Source organism: Paenarthrobacter nicotinovorans (genome assembly GCF_021919345.1).
In the GTDB taxonomy this organism is placed as follows: domain Bacteria; phylum Actinomycetota; class Actinomycetes; order Actinomycetales; family Micrococcaceae; genus Arthrobacter; species Arthrobacter nicotinovorans.
The window spans coordinates 3308324-3325657 of sequence record NZ_CP089293.1; the positions used below are offsets into that span (position 1 = coordinate 3308324).

Genomic DNA, 17334 nt, shown 5'->3' on the forward strand with positions numbered 1-17334 from the left:
ATGCTGAGGGACGCGGACTGCAAGACTCAGGGTGTCCGCAGGTTATCCTTCAAACCGTGACTACTACAACCGACACCACCGAGACCGAGATTCAACGAAGGCTCGGCCAGTCGTATAAGAAGACCTCAATCATCCTGGGCGTCATCGGCATGTTCATCCTGGGAATTCCCTTGGGCATCGCGGCCTTTATCTTTGCCCGCAAAGCCGAGACCCAAGGCGTCAAGGCCACTGCTGGGATCGTGCTGGCTGTCCTTGATATCGTCCTGGCGATCGTGGTCATGGTAGTGCTCAAGCCGTTCAACATTTAGGCGGGGCGCATTCCCCTCTTTTCCGGCCTTTACGGCTGAAAGAGCTAGCCAACAGGGATTAACACCCGCCAGGTCCGGCTCAAGGAATGGTGACATGCTCGTCGACCCGCTCCGTGAACGGGAGCCTGTCCGGACAGACCACGGATGCCATCACCGGCCCTCCGGGTTTTGCTGTGTATCGCACACACGCGCTGACGGTTCGCTGTTCAGCCCACCAACCCCCACTGGTGGTTAGGTGTTCGCGGAAGTACCGGTCGGCATGGAAGTTGCCGTCGGCCTCCCAACCGAACGAGTAAGTGACGCTGGTTCCCTGCAACTTTGAGCGCACGGCGTCCCTGTCGGACGTATCCGTGGCCGCGGTAAACCCGATGAACCAGTCCATACCCTCTGCAGCGCGGTCCCGGATGGCGCTTCGTCCCAGTTCCTCGATGCCGGGCCGGGCACATGAGGACAAGGCCAACAGGATGACCATTGCGCAGCAAAGCGTCCAGCCACGTCTCATTCATTCCCCCCAAAACTTATGAAACCCCAGCCTAACCCTGGGCGGGCACCAGCGGACGGTGACGCGTCCGCCGTCGTACATCGCCACCATCGATCGCTCCCCCGCCAGTCCCCTGGAACGTCGAGCGCCTGACCACGAAGCTGAAGAGCGAATACTCCGTTGTTGGAGGGTAGTTTTCACCCCCAACGTCCCGTGTAACCCTCTTGTAACCCCCTCCGCCCTTTACTTGTGACGTGGGCCACTTTCCAACGAATGATGTGCCGGATGGTGTCCACTCGCAAGCAACGGAAAGAGGAATCATGCCTGACACACCCAACGGTGCTATGGAAACCTGGCTGGCGCAGTTCGACGCAGCCCTGCGCAGCCGGGACATCGAAGCAGCACTGGCGCTGTTTGATGACGAATCGTATTGGCGCGACTTCGTCTCCTTCACCTGGAACCTCAAGACCCTTGAGGGCAAGGCCGGGATCAAGGACATGCTGGAGGCCGTGCTCGGCGATGTCCAGCCATCCAACTGGGCCTTGGCCGAGGACGCCGCGGGCGACGCCATGAACCCCGAATCCTGGGTCAATTTCGAGACCCTGCAAGGAAAGGGCTACGCACACCTGCGGCTCCGCAACGGAAAGTGCTGGACACTGCTGACAACCATGCAGGAGCTCAAAGGATACGAAGAAAGGAAGGGTCCCCACCGCGAACAAGGAGTGGCCCACAGTATCGAAAAAGGCCGGAAGTCCTGGCTGGAACGCAAAGAGGAAGAAGCTGCCAGGCTCGGCTATGAGGACCAGCCCTACGCCCTGGTCATTGGCGGCGGGCAGGGCGGCATCGGCCTCGGTGCACGGCTCCGGAGACTGGGCGTGCCCACCATCATTGTGGACAAGAACGCCCGTCCCGGTGACGCCTGGCGCAACCGGTACAAGTCCCTCCACCTGCACGACCCCGTCTGGTACGACCACCTGCCGTATCTGAACTTCCCCGACGACTGGCCGGTCTTCGCAGCCAAGGACAAGATCGGCGACTGGCTCGAGCACTACACCAGCATCATGGAGCTCAACTACTGGTCCAATACCGAATGCACCAAAGCTCGGTGGGATGAGGAAAGCGGTACGTGGGAGGTCACCGTCATCCGCGACGGCGAACGGGTCACCTTGCGTCCCCGGCAGCTTGTCTTCGCCTTGGGCGTTTCCGGCTACCCCAACATCCCGGTCTTTGACGGCGCCGACTCCTTCCTTGGGGAGCAATACCACTCCTCCAAGCACCCCGGCGGTGGGGACTGGACCGGCAAGAAAGCAGTAGTGATCGGCTCCAACAATTCCGCCCACGATATCTGCGCGGACCTCTGGGAGCACGGAGCGGACGTGACCATGGTCCAACGTTCATCCACCCACATCGCCCGGAGCGAATCCCTGATGGACCTGGCCCTCGGCGATCTCTATTCCGAAAAGGCACTGGCCAACGGAGTGACCACCGAAAAGGCCGACCTCCTCTTCGCTTCCCTGCCCTACCGCATCCTTCCGGAGGCCCAGGTGCCGGTGTACCAGAAGATGGCAAAGCGCGACGCCGGGTTCTACTCCCAGCTCGAAGCCGCCGGATTTGAGCTGGACTTCGGAGTGGACGGTTCCGGCCTGTTCCTCAAGTACCTCAGGCGCGGCTCCGGCTACTACATCGACGTCGGCGCATCGCAGCTGATCATCGACGGCCGCGTGAAGCTCGCCAACGGCCAGGTCAGCAAAATTACCGGCAACGCCGTGATCATGGACAACGGCGACGAACTCGAAGCCGACGTGATCATCTACGCAACCGGTTACGGCTCCATGAACGGCTGGCTCGCCGACCTCGTCTCACCCGAAGTGGCAGACCAAGTGGGCAAGTGCTGGGGGTACGGCTCCGACACCCCCAAAGACCCCGGGCCCTGGGAAGGAGAACTGCGCAATATGTGGAAACCCACCAACGTGGAGAACCTCTGGATCCACGGCGGAAACCTGCACCAAAGCCGGCACTACTCCAAGTACCTCGCCCTGCAGCTCAAGGCCCGGATGGAAGGGCTCCCCACCCCCGTGTACAGCCTGCAGCCATCCCACCACACCCGCTGAAGGAGCCGATTGTGAAAGCAGCAAGATTCCACGGACGCAACGACATCAGGATCGACGACGTCCCGGAGCCGGAGGTACGACCCGGCACCGTCAAGATCCAGGTGGCGTGGTGCGGCATCTGCGGAACCGATCTCCACGAGTACTTGGAAGGGCCCATCTTTGTCCCGGCCCCCGGACACCCTCATCCCCTCTCGGGGGAAGAAGCCCCGGTGACCATGGGCCACGAATTCTCCGGAACAATCGTGGACGTTGGCGAGGGTGTCCAGGCGCTCTCGGTGGGCGACAACGTAGTCGTGGAACCCTATTTCGTGTGCGACGAGTGTCCGCCCTGCAAGGCGGGGAACTATCACCTCTGCACCAAAATGGGCTTCATTGGGCTCTCCGGCGGAGGTGGAGGCCTGGGCGGCATGGTGGTTGTGGACACCAGGTGGGTCCACAAAGTCGGCAACATCCCGCTGGATCAAGCCGCCTTGATCGAGCCCCTGTCCGTGGCCCACCATGCGGTCGCCCGCAGCGGTGCCAAGCCCGGAGACGTTGCCTTGGTGGGTGGCTCAGGACCCATCGGGCTGCTGACGGCCGCTGTATTGAAGAGCCAGGGGGTCACCACGGTGATCAGCGAACTCAGTGCGGCCCGGAAAGACAAAGCCATCTCCAGCGGGGTGGCCGACTATGTCATCGACCCCGGCCAGGAGGATCTGCAGGCACGGCTGTTGGAGCTGACAGACGGCGTGGGCGCGGACGTGGCTTTCGAGTGCGCCGGAGTCAACGCGGTGCTGGATACGCTCCTGACGGCGGTGAAACCCGCAGGTGTGGTGGTGAACGTTTCCATTTGGGGCCGGCCGGCGACAGTGGACATGCAGAAGATCGTGCTGAAGGAGATCGATCTGCGCGGCACCATAGCCTACGTCCGGGACCATGCCGAGGCCATCAAGCTGGTCCAGGAGGGAAAGGTAAATCTGGAGCCCTTCATCACGGCGAGGATTGCGTTGGAAGACCTGGTGGAGCAAGGCTTCAATACGCTCATCCACCACAATGACACCGCGGTGAAGATCCTCGTCCATCCCTAGGTAGGTCCACCCCTAGGTAGGTCCATCCCTAGGAACCTCCATCCTTGGGCATATCCGCCGGCGCCAGGAGCGCCGGCGGATTACTGCTCCTCGTTGACAGCCGCCTTGGTCGTTTCACGCTGGGTGGCGACCCAGCTGGCAAGTACTTTCAGCGCATCGGCGGAGGGCGTGTCTTCCTCGGCGGTGTAGACATTGATCCGCAGCCCTGGATCTGCCGCCAGTTCCAGGGCCTCGTAGCTGAGGTCCAGATCGCCCACGATGGGATGGTGAAGACGCTTGCGTCCGGTCCGGTGGTACTTCACATCGTGCCGGGCCCACCGCGTGCCGAACTCCTCACTGCGGGTCGAAAGCTCACCGACGAGATCGCTGAGGTCTTTGTCGTAGGGGTTCCTGCCCGCGGCCGAGCGCAGTGCCGCGACGATGTCGTCAGCACTGCGCTCCCAATCGATGAAGAACTCACGGGCCTTCGGATTGAGGAACGTAAACCGGGCACTGTTCGGCGGACCGGGACGCTCAGCCATCATGTCCATGTAGAGAGCGCGGCCCAGTTCGTTGGACGCAAGGACATCACCGCGATCATTGCGGACCCAAGCCGGTGCCGAACTGATGGCATCAATGACGCGCTGCACGCTGGGACGCACCGTCCGGGGACTGCTCTTGCGGCGAACCCGCGGCGACGCCGCGGTGGAGCGGGCCAGGTCAAAAAGGTGGGCCGTCTCGGCGTCGTCAAGCTTCAAGGCCCGGGCGAGCGCCTCCAGGACGTTGTCCGAGGCGCCCGAGAGATTACCGCGCTCAAGCCTGATGTAGTAGTCAACGCTCATGCCGGCGAGCATCGCCACCTCTTCGCGGCGCAGTCCGGTCACCCGGCGCTTGCCTCCGTATGCGGGCAGGCCGGCCTCTTCCGGCGTGATCCGTGCACGGCGGGAGGTCAGGAATTTGCGAACGTCGTCGCTGAGTGTCATGGCTCTACGCTACGCGGGGCCAGCCCGGGGTGGGAGGCACTGACATTACCCTGAACAAGAGTTACTCCCGGAGTGCTTGGAAGTGCTGTTCCATGGGAAACATGAATACCGAACTTACTCTCAACAACGGCGTCACGATGCCCGCCCTGGGCCTGGGTGTCTTCCAAAGTCCCCCTGAGCAGACAACAGCGGCGGTGGAAGCTGCACTGGCCACCGGCTACCGGCACATCGACACGGCCGCTGCCTACGGCAACGAGCGGGAAGTCGGCGAAGGCATCCGCAACAGCGGCCTGGACCGGTCCGAGGTGTTCATCGAAACCAAGGTCTGGGTCAGCGACTACGGCTACGAGCAGACACGGCACGCCTGGGAGAAGGCTGCGGCCAAACTGGGCGTTGATCACCTGGACCTGCTGATCCTGCACCAGCCCGCTCCGGACCGCTTCGACAAGGTCATCGCCGCCTACAAAGCACTGGAGAGCCTGCTCGCCGAAGGAAAGGTGCGTGCCATCGGCGTCAGCAACTTCATGCCCCACCACCTGAAGCAGCTCCTGGCCGCAACGGACATCGTCCCCGCACTCAACCAGGTGGAGCTGCACCCGTACTTCATCCAAAGGGACGTCCAGGAAGCGGACGCGGAGCACGGCATACTCACCCAGGCCTGGTCACCGATCGGTGGGATCACGTTCTACCCCGGCTGGGGCGAAGCCCGCCGGAACGTCATGGAAGACCCCACCATTGCCGATGTTGCCCGCAAGCATGGCAAGAGTCCTGCCCAGGTCATGCTTCGCTGGCACCTGCAGCAGGGCCGGTCAGCCATTCCGAAATCGACCAACCCTGCACGCATCGCCGAGAACTTCGACGTCTTCGACTTCGAACTCAGCCCGGAAGAACTTGCCGCCATCGATGCCCTGGACACGGGCGTCCGCAATGGACCGGACCCTGACGTAGCCCGCGAAGAGCGCTTCGCCATGGTCATCCCCGAAGCCTAGAACCGAGCAAAGGAACCGCTATGGAATACCGTCTTCTGGGACGCACCGGCGTCAGGGTCAGCCCCCTGTGCCTGGGTGCCATGATGTTCGGTCCCTGGGGCAACAATGACCACGCCGACGCCACCCGCATCATTCACCGGGCCTTGGACGCCGGCATCAACTTCATCGACACCGCTGACGTCTATTCCGGTGGCACCTCTGAAGAAATCGTGGGGAAGGCAATCGAGGGCAGGCGGGACGACGTTTTTCTCGCCACCAAGTTCTTCATGCCCATGAACCCTGACGATCCCAACCAGAGTGGCGGTTCCCGCCGGTGGATCATCCGTGAGGTGGAGAACTCCCTGCGCCGCCTCAACACCGATTACATCGACCTGTACCAGGTCCATCGCCCCAGTCCCGACACCGATGTGGAGGAAACGCTGGGTGCCCTCACGGACCTGGTCCGCCAGGGCAAGGTCCGTTACATCGGCTCCTCGTCCTACTCAGGATCCCAAATCGTGGAGGCACAATGGGCGGCGCGGGAACGGAACCTGGAGCGCTTCGTCACCGAGCAACCGCCTTACTCGATTCTTGCGCGCGGGATAGAAGAAGACGTCCTTCCCACCGTCCAGCGCCATGGGATGGGCACCCTCAGCTACAGTCCCCTTGCCGGCGGTTGGCTTTCGGGTCGATGGCGGAAAGATTCAGCATCTTCGCCCACATCAAGTGCGCGTCCGAGCGCCAGGTTCGACATGACGAGGTTCGCGAACCAGCGCAAACTCGATCTCGTTGAAGACCTGGCGCAACTGGCCGAAGAGTCCGGGCTTAGCCTCATAGAGCTCGCCATTGCCTTTGTCATCAATCATCCCGGCATCACCTCCGCGATTGTTGGCCCGCGGACCATGGCACAGCTGGAGTCCTATCTTCCGGCGGCCTCAGTCGCTCTCACCGCAGACGTCCTGGACCGCATCGACGAGATCGTGGAACCCGGCGTCACGGTCAACCCGGACGACAACAGCTACGGCGCGCACGAACTCACACCCCGGGCGCGCAGGCGCCGCTGACAGGAACACATCGACGACGGCGCTGCCCGCCTCACCCGGCGGGCGGCGTCGTCGTGCATTTTCAGGGTCCCGCTACGCCCGGAATTCGCGGTCGCGCCTGGCCATCCTCGCCTGCAGCATTCCAAGGCGGGGATCATTGCCGGCCGCTGCCTGCGCGGCCGCCAACGCTTCGAAATCATCGGCCCCCATGTCGCTGGAGCCCCATTGCAGGATGAGGTCCTGGTCGCCGGTGGCCCGCACCGATGCGCTGATCGCTGCGTTGAGTTCGTCGCGGAGGAGCTCGATGGCGAGGTTTCCTGAGCGGGCAAGGAGCGGAGCGTTGTAAGCCTGGAGAGCTTCGGCGATGCGGGCCTTCCGCAGATGTTCGGTCACGGTGGAGACGTCGGTTATCACCGTCAGTCCGGCCGCAAAGCGATAGGGGTTGGCCTCCAGGACCTTTCCCAGGACGGCGCGGATCCGGTGCATCTCGGTGCGGACGGAAGCTGCGGCACCATCCTCGCCATGCACCTGGTAGGCCAACTCGTCAGCGCTCCAACCACCCGAACGTGAGGCAAGCAAAGCCAGGATTTCAGCACGCCGGAGCGTCAGCGGCAGCCGCACACCGCCGTCGACCTCTGCTGTCGGGGCGTCCCCCAACAAGTTCAGTTTCAGCGTTGCGGGTGTTCTTTTGTCTGCACGGGTGGGAGCCGCATGAGGTGTGCGCGGACCGGCGGTACGCAAAAGCTCCTCGGCCAGCCGGACGGCGCAACGCACCATGCGCAGGCTGTCCGGAGTTACCGAGTCGATGGGCCCGGATACATCCAGGATTCCGAGGATCCGGTTGCTGTGCGGGTCACGGATGGGAGACGCGGTGCAGGCCCACTCGTGATGGGAACGCACGAGGTGCTCGGCTGAAAGGAGCTGGGCCGGTGCCCCTGTAATCAGGGCCTCACTGATGGCATTGGTGCCGATCCCGGACTCTGACCAGTCCGCCCCTTCAACGAACTCCAATGAATCGGCCTGTCGAAGCGCATGGCTGCTGCCCACCCGCCACAGCACCTCACCCAGCTGGTCCGTGACGATCAGGAGGTGCCGGCCGTCAGCGGATTCGTCCGCAAGAAGTTGCGTGAGCGCCGGCATGACAGGGGCCAAGGGATGGCCGGCGCCGAGCTTGCGGGCATCCTCCACCTCGTGGCGACGGAGCGGACTGTGCCGCTCAGGATTGATCCCCAACGCCAAGGAGCGCTGCCAGGACTCCAGGAGGGACTGCGGGATGCGGGGATCAGGACGCCCGGAAATCGTGGCTTCGTGGGCTTTGCGAAGGATGCGGGCGTACTCCGACGGCGCGGAAAGCCTCAGACCATCCATGCGCGCTGCAGCGGCAGTGACACTTGGCATGCAGTTTCCTCCAATTCACCATCGAATTGCCCGGACCACGTTCCAGGAGCGTGCGCCGCCTTCCCAGTGTAGACCGGGCAAGCCCCGGATGTGGTGCGGGTCACCACGCCGACCGTCCGGACATCACCATCTCCCCGGAGTCCGGTCCGTTGCGTAATTCGGCCCAATTTCGCATTCATGCTTCTCGTATAGGATGCAGGAAGAACGGCTACGCGTCAGCGGGCAGAAGAGCCTGGAGGGGTCCAAACGGCTCGCCAATAACCATGCCAGGAATCCCATTGATGGGAAACGCGCTGTCGTGTCCGGAAACAGGCGCAATTGCCGTTTCCGCTAAAGCCGGTTTTGAAAACGCTATGGGGGCGATACAGAACGATGAAAAACACACGCAAGCACCTTTTAGTGCCTTCGGGCAGGCCCAGCCAGGCTTTCACCGGTAAAAAGCCATGACCGGGCATACCGGGAAAACACCGGAGAACCCATCGGACGAAGAACTGATCTCTTCCGTCCAGGGCCAGGACGCCGCGGCCATCGAAGAGCTTTACCGGCGCCATGCCGCTGCCGGGCTTTCCTACGCCAAGAAGCTATTGGGCAACGGCTTCGACGCCGATGACGTCAGCTCCGAGGCCTTCCTCAAGGTCATTCATGCCATCCAGCGGGGAAACGGACCGGATGGCCCCTTCCGTCCCTATCTCCTGCGGGCCATCAAGACCTCAGCTGCGGATCATTGGACAGCACGCTCACGCCACGAACTCGTGGAGGAGCCGATGGAGTTGCCCCACGACGAGGACGGCTACGAGGACATCCTGCACGAGAAGGACCGGGAACTGGCCGGCGCTGCTTTCGCGTCCTTGCCGGCCCGTTGGCAGACCGTGTTGTGGCATGTGGACGTCGAAGGCGAACGGCCCCGCCAGGTAGGGCCGCTGCTGGGCCTCGAACCCAACGCCGTTTCAGCCATTGCAGCCCGGGCCCGAAAGGGACTCCGGTTGGCTTATCTGGAGGCCTACGTGGATTCCTCCCTCGATGAGACGTGCAAGCCGTATGTGCCGCTGCTGGCCAAGTCGGTAGTCGACGGATTGTCTCCGTTTGAAGACGTGCGGCTGCAGAAGCACCTCGCAAAATGCCTCGCCTGCACCTCAGCTGCCACGGCCCTGATGGATGTTCGGTCCACGATGCGGCGGGCTGTCGCGCCCTGGCTGGTGGGACCGGCCGCCGTGCCCGTGATGATTGGTTCCGGAGCCGTAGCCTTGCCCGCCACGACAGGCACACAACTTCCCGGAGCCCAAGCCACCACCGGTTCCGCAGCGCACTCCGCTGGAATGGGAATCGGAGCGTGGGCCGCCGCCATCGCCGTGGTTGCCTGCGTGGCAACCGGCGCTATCGCCGTCGCGACAGGCTTGGGTTCAACCCCGTCAGCTACGGATGCGGCGAATTCTCCGGCCGAAGCGGGACCCCTTGGCGCGCCGCCGGCAGGAGGCACCCCAGCGGACGGCGGCCCGGGTCCGGGCAGCGCCGGGGTGCCGCCGGCAGGGGTCAGTCCGGATTACGCCGTGATCTCACTGGACCAGCCACGTGCCGAAGCACTCCAAGTCCCGCTGCCTGTATCCATCCGCCCGATTCCAACGGACTCCCCCGCCGGTTCGACGCCGGAGACCACCCCCAGGGAGGAACCCAGGTTCCCACAACAAGGCACCACGGCAGCGCCGACCATCGCCGGTCCCACGCCGGGCTTCTCCCCGACATCCCTGCCGACGAGCACACCCCTGCCTACAAACGCCACTCCTGGGCCGAGCCCCAGCGAAACGCACCAGCCAAGCCCCACGGCAACGCCAACGCAAACACCCACTGTGGCACCCACCCCCACGCCGACCAGCACAAGTGTGCCAACACCCACGCCCACTCCTACCGTCACACCAGGGGAACCCTGCCCCTGGTGGTGGTGGTTCTGCACTCCGTAGCTTCCACTCCGAAACTGCCCGTGGTCCCCGGACAAGGACTGAATAAAAAAACTTTCGAATTCCCGCGTCACGTTTTTAAGTGACAGCCGTATACATCTTGAAGGGCTTGTGCCCTGACTCCGTTTCATCGGCGAACCGTTCATCGTAACGGCGCTGACTCCTGTGTGCCTGCCGGTTAGCCGGACGCATCACAGTTGTGCCGAAACGGCATCAAAGAGGCTTTGGGAGGCAAACCAGACCGAATTGTTGATGGCGCGCGCCCAGACGCGGGCTACGGAAGTAGAAGTTTACGGCCCGGTGATGCCCATCGCCGGGTCATGGGGGGTGGCTCTTGCGTGCAGGATCTAACGGCTACGGAGCGCCCGAATCTCTGGGAGCGGAAGGCTCTGCTCCCACCGGACACCTTAAAAGGGGTGCAGTAATTGGCTGACGGCACTAACCGACTCAGCGGCGGGACGACAGGTCCCGCCGTCGGTGCAGATCAACGACATATACACAGGCCGGCCGGGCTTCCCGCCCAACGCCGGCCACGGACCGGTAAAGGCAGGCGCGGCGGCAGGCAGGCTTTGGCGCTCCTGGCGAGCAGCGCCGTCGTCGCCGGTTTGTTTACCGGAGGTGCGCTGACATTGTCGGCAGGCCCGGCCACAGCGGCAGATGCTTTGAGCTGTGGGGCCGTGTACTCGGTCCAGGGCAGCGGCAACCGCAACTTGTGGCTCGTCAACACCGCGACAGGGACGCAGACCAGCGTCGGGAACTTCACCATTGCCGGGTCCAACCAAAACCTCAATGGTCTGGGCATCGCAGCCGATGGCAGTGCTGCCATCGGCGTCCTGCCCAACAGCAACGACACCGGCCGGACCATCTACCGCCACGACCGGGCGTCCAACACCACCTCGGTACTGGGCGCGGGCGAAGCAGGAACTCCCGTCACCCACGGCGCCATCAATCCTGACAACGGCTTCTACTACTACGGCGGATTCACCGGAAATACGATCCGCGTTTACGGGTTCGACACCGTCAACAATGTCTCAATCGGCCTGGTGGCCAGCGGTGACATCCCCAACGCCGGAGCCAACGGCGACTGGGCTTTCGACAAACAGGGCCGCTTGTATGTGATGGGCGGTGGGTCAACCCACAGCATCCTCTCTGTCATCCAGCAGGAGATACCCACGGCCGCCGGCGCACCCGTTGCCGTGACGGCCAACCAGCTGGTCTCCATCGCCACCCCGCAGCCCATCAACGGCATCGCGTTTGGTGGTGACGGCCTGGTCTACCTGGGCAGCTCGGACACGCTCCGCCAAGTGGACCCCATCTCCGGCGAAGTCCTGAGTTCCAAGCCCTTCTCCCAGGCCGGTTCCGTGGACCTGGGCTCCTGTGCGACCCCCAACACCATCACGGTCAAGAAGGACTTCCCGCACGGCCGCGTCACCCCTGCCGACCAGGCCACGCTCACCCTGAAGGGTGACGGTCTACCGGTAACCGGCGTTCAAGCCACCACCGCCGGCACAGAGAACGGACTCCAGGACCAGCCCGGCGAGGTAGTAGGCCCGGTCTTCGGCCGCACAGGCACCACGTATGCCATTTCCGAGTCCGGCAGCACGGGCGTGGGATACGCCTCGAGCTGGTCGTGCATCAATGAAAACAACGGTGCTCCGATCTCCAGCGGCACAGGAACCAGCGGCAGCTTCACCATGCCGGCAGCTGGATCCGATGGAATTGCTGTGCTCTGCACGTTCACGAACGCCGCACGAATCACGGATCTGGTCCTCGACAAGAAGGCCGGTGCCCCCAGCGGGAACACAGCCGGCTCAACTGTCCCTTACACCTTTGACGTCACCAACACCGGAACCGTCCCGCTGGAAACAGTCAGCGTAAACGATCCCCTGGTGGGAGCAGTCACATGCCCTCCCGGTCCCCTGGCCGTCGGAGCGACCGTCACCTGCACGGCTCCGCCCTACAAACTCACCCAGGACGATGTCACTGCGGGCCAAGTGATCAACAAGGCCACAGCCACCGGGACAGTAGCCGGATTGCCTGACGCTACGGACGACGATTCCACCACGACGCCGATTGCGTCCTCACCGGCGCTAACCCTGAAGAAGAGCGCCGGAACGCCGGTTGATGTCAACAATTCGGGTCTTACCGACGCCGGGGACACCATCGCGTACACGTTCCTGGTGACCAACAGCGGCAACTTGCCCGTCTCCGGCGTCGTCATCAATGACAAGCTGCTGAGCGGCCAGAACCCGGCAATTGCAGTAAGCTGCGAGGCCACATCACTTGCCCCTGGCGCCTCCACGAACTGCAAAGCTGATCAGCCCTACACCATCACCGAAGCAGACGAGACAGCCGGCAAGGTGCTCAATACTGCCACGGCCCAGGGCACCGATCCCCGCAACCAGCCTGTAGTTTCCAACGAAGACAGCACCGAAACCCCGGTCAGCGCTCCCGCGCCGTCGCTGTCCATCGAGAAGACTGCCGGCACACCGGTGGACAAGAACAACTCGGGTATCACGGACGCCGGCGACACCATTGCCTACACCTTCGTGGTCACCAACACCGGCAATATCCCGTTGCATGACGTGAAGGTCAACGATGCAAAAATCGGTTCCGTCACCTGCGAAAAGAACGCTCTTTCACCTGGCGAGAGCATCAGCTGCACGGGCGATGCCCCGTACGTTGTAACCGACATGGATGAGCTTCACGGTTCGGTGGACAACACCGCCACGTCTACCGGCACGGATCCCGACGGCGACCCCGTCACATCCCCTCCGGACACCACCACCACCAAGGTCACGGTTCCCGCCCCGTCCCTGTCCTTGGAGAAGTTCGCCGCCGCTCCGGTGGATGTGAACAATTCCGGGATCACTGACGCCGGAGACACCATCGCGTACACGTTCACGGTCACCAACACCGGCAACGTCCCGGTAACCGCCGTTGAAGTGGTGGATCCGCTTGCGGGCGCCGTCACGTGCAAAGTCACGGAGCTTGCTCCCGGCGCAACAACCAACTGTGCCGCCGATGCACCGTACGTTGTGACGTCAGCCGATGAAGCAGCACACGTAGTGCGTAACACCGCCCACGCCGAGGGCATGGACCCCGACACTGACAAGGTTGTCTCCGACCCGGATACCACCAACACTCCAGTCACCGAGCAGGCCCCGGCCCTGACCCTTGAGAAATCAGCAGGGGCCATCAAGGACGCCAACGCCTCGGGCATCATCGACGCCGGAGACACCATCGACTACACCTTCGTGGTCACCAACGATGGCAATGTGCCGGTTCGCCGGATCACGGTCAACGATCCCCTGGCCGGTGCGGTGACCTGCGAAGCCGCCGATCTCGCTGTGGGTGCATCCACTCACTGCAGGGCAACTGCACCCTATGTGCTCACCCAGGCTGATGTGGATGCGGGCAAGGTCCACAACGTGGCCACGGCCACTGGAACCGACCCCGACAACCAGCCCACCACCTCGAATGAAGACTCGACCACCACCAACGTGCCGCACGCTGCTGCACTGGTGATCGACAAGTCTGCTGCACTGGTTGATGCCGACGGCGACAACCTCGCCGACGCCGGGGAAACGGTCAACTACACGTTCGCGGTGACCAACACCGGGACCGTGACGCTGAATGACGTCGTGGTTGATGATCCGATGCTTGGCAACGCCGGCGTCACCATCGAATGCCCGACGACGAGCCTCGCCCCGGGAGAAACGGTAACCTGCACCGCTGCCTACAAGGTGCAGGCCAAGGACGTGGAGTCCGGTCAGCCGATCCGGAACGTGGCCGGGGCCAAAGCAGTCAGCCCCGATGGCGACGTTTCCTCACCCACGGACTCGGCTGAAACCCCGGTTGGTCCCAAGGCCCAGCCGGCACCGCTGGCCGTCACCGGAGGAGTTCCGTTCCTGGTGGCCGGCATCGGCGCAGTACTCCTGGCCGCAGGCGTCGGGCTGGCTTTGATGACCCGCCGGCGTCGTGCATGACAGAAAGCTGATGCTCGCTCAATGAGCTGAAGCCGAACACTTCCCGGGTGCCCGCCGGGAACACGAAGCGACGGCCGGATCACGTCCCCCCGACTCCCGGCCGTCGCTTTTGTGCATCAACTTCGAACGAGGAAAAGATGGCCATCACCACCCATACACCTGCCTCGCTTGCCGCGTGGGAGTCCGCGTTGGCTGCCCGGACCGAGCTTTGCCTCTCCGTAGCGGGGATTCACCGGGGAAAGCTGACCCTTTACGCAGGCCCCCATCACACCGGCCGCAGCCCCGTGGCCATCCTGGATCTGCCCGGCACCGGCACCTATATCAGCCGCCCGGCCAACGGCGGAATAGAGCACTGGATTGCAGGCATTCTGGAAGCTGCCCAATCCGTTACGAATAGGACCCCGGAATCACGACACGTTCCGGCAGTTCTTCCCACTCAATTGATGTGAGGCTGTCCAATGGGGGACGAGAGACAGCCGTAGTCGGAGGGCAACGCCCTTGCTGACCAATCACCGAGCACCGACTGGCCTTTGGACGACGAAGCCGGCGGCGCCTTTGGCTGCTTTCCCCCCTTCCCCGGCAGCAGCCAGTGTGGCCGGCCTGACTATTAACGCCCTCAGGTCCGGCCACACAACCTTTGCCATGGGATGTTGACTTGACTCCGGTGGCTGTATTCTCTATTTGAGCCACGTCTGGATGGCCTTTTTTCTGGGGGAATTTTGACTCATTCTCGACCCGCGATGCTGCGCGCCCACCTCACGTCCTGGGGGCTCGGTGCGCTGGCACTCGGGACCGCCGTCCTGCTTTCGGCGTGCACCATGCTCCCGCTGCCACGTTCGGCCGAACCCTCGCCGAGCAAATCTCCCGCGTCAGCGGAGGCGCCCCCGCGCAACAAGGAAACCGCGACGGCGGCCTGGGAAGTTGCGCTCGATCCCATCGGTCAGCCGGTGGTCGCCGACGGGGTAGCACTGGTCTACACCCGGGGCAGTGCCGGTGTGGAAGCCCACGCGCTTTCCGTGGCTACGGGCAAGGAGTTGTGGAAGCAGCCGGTTCATCCGGGATACGACGCTCCGGGGAACCCGTTGAAGCCTGCGCTGACAAGGACTGCTTCGGGGAAAAGCGCCGCAATCTTCCTGCAGGCCGCTGCCGCTCCGGCGGGCATCGACAGTGACGTCGTCTGGTGGACTTCGCCTGTCGCCTTTGATCTGGGCACAGGCAAAGAGCTCTACCGGGGAAGGCCTGAACTGGTCAGTACGCGCCCCTTCGCCTGTGACGAACTCTTCGACATGTGCTTTATCGCCTTTGACGACTCAGCGCAGTCAGTTGAACACTGGGTGGACTTGGAAACCGGAGATGAGTCCGGAGGCGCCGACATCAACGAGCTCACCGGATTCTTCCAGCCGGTGGGCAAAGAACTGTATGCGGTGGAAAAAGACGGTGTCGAAAAACTGGCTCACGTCTCCTACGGCGAGGTTAAGTGGCAGATCGAAGTAGAGAAGGTTTTTGGAAAAGGTGCTTCCACCGATTTGGGGTGGCATTTCACTTACTCTGAGAAGCTTGACCTCTATGTGGGCTCGGTCGGAATCAATCCGACGGGTGTCGACCCCGAGAAATTCCCGGAAAAATCCTTATCGCTGAATCTTCGCGAAAGCACTAAGACCGTCGGTTTCCGAGCCTCGAGCGGGCGGGTTTTATGGACAGCGGATGCCTCCACACTCGAATGCTCAAAGACAATGAGTGCCGGTGACACCAAGATGGGCACTGGAACCGCATTGCCCATACGGTGCGAATACGTGGACGGCTACATCGAGTTTCCCGCGGGCAAATACCGGGGCGCCCGATCCAAAGTAGTGGGCTACGATCCCCTGACCGGCGAAGCATCCTGGGAGAGCGAACCTGTCTATGTGTACAGCTGGGACGAGTACGGCCTCATCCCTTCAGCAAGCCACGGTGAGTTCCTGATTGCAGGCACGTTCTGGGACTCAAACCTGGTAGACACCCACACCGGAAAGCCCCGCGGAGCAAGTTTCGACGACGGCTTCATCTGTTGGAAGCAGGCAACATATACCGCTCCACCGAACGGTCCCTACAAGGACCGGCCGGGAGGCGACATAGGTGCCGGCACTCAAACGGCGTTCCCGTGCCTGAAGGGTGGCTCGGCCACCCTGGCCTTTACCTACGGCGCCCTGACAGATGTAACAACCACGGATCAGGACATGGCCGTCATCTCCCTGGAAGGGAAAGTGGCCGGCTACAAGCTCCTCAAGGAGTTCGTCTAGCCCTTGAAAACGGGCGCCCGCTTCTCCTGGAAAGCCCGGAAACCCTCGGCGTAGTCGTCGGTCTTGCACAGGCGTGCCTGCTCTGCGTTCTCCTCCACCATGGAATCCCACAGGCCCAGGCGCTGGTCGCGGATGTGTGCCACGAGCTCCTTGGACGCAACAAACGCCTGGGTCGCGCCCGCGGCGACCCGCGCAACAATCGCCCGGGTCTCATCGAGCAGGACATCAGCAGGCATTGCCCGGCTGAACATCCCCTGGGCCACGGCTTCGGCCCCGGAGATCAGATCAGCGGTGTAGATCAGGTCCAGGGTGCGGTGCATGCCCAGGCGTTCGGTGAAGTACCAGTGCCCACCAGAGTCCAGGGTCGCCCCGAGCTTGGCAAAGGGCGATCCGAACTTGGCGTTCTCCGCCACGTACACCACGTCGGTGGCCAGGAGCAGCCCCAGCCCGACTCCCAGGCAAGCACCATGCGCGGAGGCAAACGTGGGCGCCGGGAACGCAGCCATCTTCTTCAACAGCGGCTCCACGAGTCCGCCAAGATACGCCTGTGCATCATCGGTTTCAGGAGTCACGGCCGCGATGTCGCGGCCGGCGCAGAAGGCACGGCCCTCGCCGCGAAGCAGCAGCGCCCGCACTTCGCCGCGCGAGGCGGCGGCAGCAGCGTCGTCGTACGCCTTATCCAGTTCCGCCAGGGCGTCCTCGTTGAGGGAGTTCAGCTTTTCGGGGGCATTGAGGACAATTTCGGCAATGCCGTTGGCAATGGAGAGCTCGATCAT

General features: G+C 63.0%; 13 protein-coding genes. 9 read left to right on the top strand and 4 right to left on the bottom strand.

Going from position 1 to position 17334, the window contains the following annotated elements; genetic code table 11:
- The first annotated feature begins 56 nt into the window (after positions 1 to 56).
- A complete protein-coding gene (locus JMY29_RS15370) occupies positions 57 to 308 on the top strand; it encodes a hypothetical protein (RefSeq protein WP_055971322.1) in 252 nt (83 codons plus the stop codon).
- A gap of 79 nt (positions 309 to 387) precedes the next feature.
- Here the strand turns inward: JMY29_RS15370 and JMY29_RS15375 are convergent, their stop codons facing one another.
- Positions 388 to 780 carry a hypothetical protein gene (locus tag JMY29_RS15375; protein ID WP_189075359.1) on the bottom strand — a complete coding sequence of 131 codons (393 nt, stop codon included), beginning with the start codon at positions 778 to 780 and terminating at the stop codon, positions 388 to 390.
- A 329-nt stretch (positions 781 to 1109) separates the two neighbouring features.
- Between JMY29_RS15375 and JMY29_RS15380 the strand changes: the two genes are divergently transcribed.
- Together JMY29_RS15380 and JMY29_RS15385 are read left to right on the top strand one after the other, a co-directional pair.
- Complete coding sequence (locus JMY29_RS15380) at positions 1110 to 2900, top strand: NAD(P)/FAD-dependent oxidoreductase (RefSeq protein ID WP_189075360.1); 1791 nt, start codon at positions 1110 to 1112, stop codon at positions 2898 to 2900.
- Positions 2901 to 2911: 11 nt separating this feature from the next.
- The gene (locus JMY29_RS15385) at positions 2912 to 3967 is read left to right on the top strand and encodes a 2,3-butanediol dehydrogenase (RefSeq protein ID WP_018776911.1); all 1056 of its coding nucleotides are present in this window, start codon (positions 2912 to 2914) and stop codon (positions 3965 to 3967) included.
- Positions 3968 to 4047: 80 nt separating this feature from the next.
- Here the strand turns inward: JMY29_RS15385 and JMY29_RS15390 are convergent, their stop codons facing one another.
- Complete coding sequence (locus JMY29_RS15390; RefSeq protein WP_018776912.1) at positions 4048 to 4929, bottom strand: helix-turn-helix transcriptional regulator; 882 nt, start codon at positions 4927 to 4929, stop codon at positions 4048 to 4050.
- Positions 4930 to 5021: 92 nt separating this feature from the next.
- On the opposite strand from JMY29_RS15390, the gene JMY29_RS15395 reads away from it, so the two are divergent.
- A complete protein-coding gene (locus JMY29_RS15395) occupies positions 5022 to 5918 on the top strand; it encodes an aldo/keto reductase (protein ID WP_189075361.1) in 897 nt (298 codons plus the stop codon).
- Between the two features lie 20 nt (positions 5919 to 5938).
- On the top strand, positions 5939 to 6961 hold the full coding sequence (locus tag JMY29_RS15400) for an aldo/keto reductase (RefSeq protein WP_189075362.1): 1023 nt from the start codon (positions 5939 to 5941) through the stop codon (positions 6959 to 6961).
- Positions 6962 to 7033: 72 nt separating this feature from the next.
- On the opposite strand, the gene JMY29_RS15405 is transcribed toward JMY29_RS15400, so the two are convergent.
- Positions 7034 to 8338, bottom strand: coding sequence for a GAF domain-containing protein (locus tag JMY29_RS15405; protein ID WP_018776915.1), 1305 nt, complete (start codon positions 8336 to 8338; stop codon positions 7034 to 7036).
- Between the two features lie 443 nt (positions 8339 to 8781).
- Between JMY29_RS15405 and JMY29_RS15410 the strand changes: the two genes are divergently transcribed.
- The 4 genes from JMY29_RS15410 to JMY29_RS15425 all read left to right on the top strand — a co-directional run bounded on the left by JMY29_RS15410 (position 8782) and on the right by JMY29_RS15425 (position 16558).
- Positions 8782 to 10293 (top strand): sigma-70 family RNA polymerase sigma factor, encoded by a 1512-nt coding sequence (locus tag JMY29_RS15410; RefSeq protein ID WP_189075363.1) that lies wholly within the window; start codon positions 8782 to 8784, stop codon positions 10291 to 10293.
- 422 nt (positions 10294 to 10715) lie between these two features.
- Positions 10716 to 14279, top strand: coding sequence for a DUF7507 domain-containing protein (locus JMY29_RS15415; RefSeq protein WP_189075364.1), 3564 nt, complete (start codon positions 10716 to 10718; stop codon positions 14277 to 14279).
- A 137-nt stretch (positions 14280 to 14416) separates the two neighbouring features.
- A complete protein-coding gene (locus tag JMY29_RS15420) occupies positions 14417 to 14728 on the top strand; it encodes a hypothetical protein (protein ID WP_039242699.1) in 312 nt (103 codons plus the stop codon).
- A gap of 270 nt (positions 14729 to 14998) precedes the next feature.
- Complete coding sequence (locus JMY29_RS15425; RefSeq protein WP_227453558.1) at positions 14999 to 16558, top strand: hypothetical protein; 1560 nt, start codon at positions 14999 to 15001, stop codon at positions 16556 to 16558.
- Here the strand turns inward: JMY29_RS15425 and JMY29_RS15430 are convergent.
- Positions 16555 to 17334, bottom strand: a complete 780-nt coding sequence (locus JMY29_RS15430; protein WP_189075365.1) for an enoyl-CoA hydratase/isomerase family protein — start codon at positions 17332 to 17334, stop codon at positions 16555 to 16557. The genes JMY29_RS15425 and JMY29_RS15430 overlap by 4 nt on opposite strands.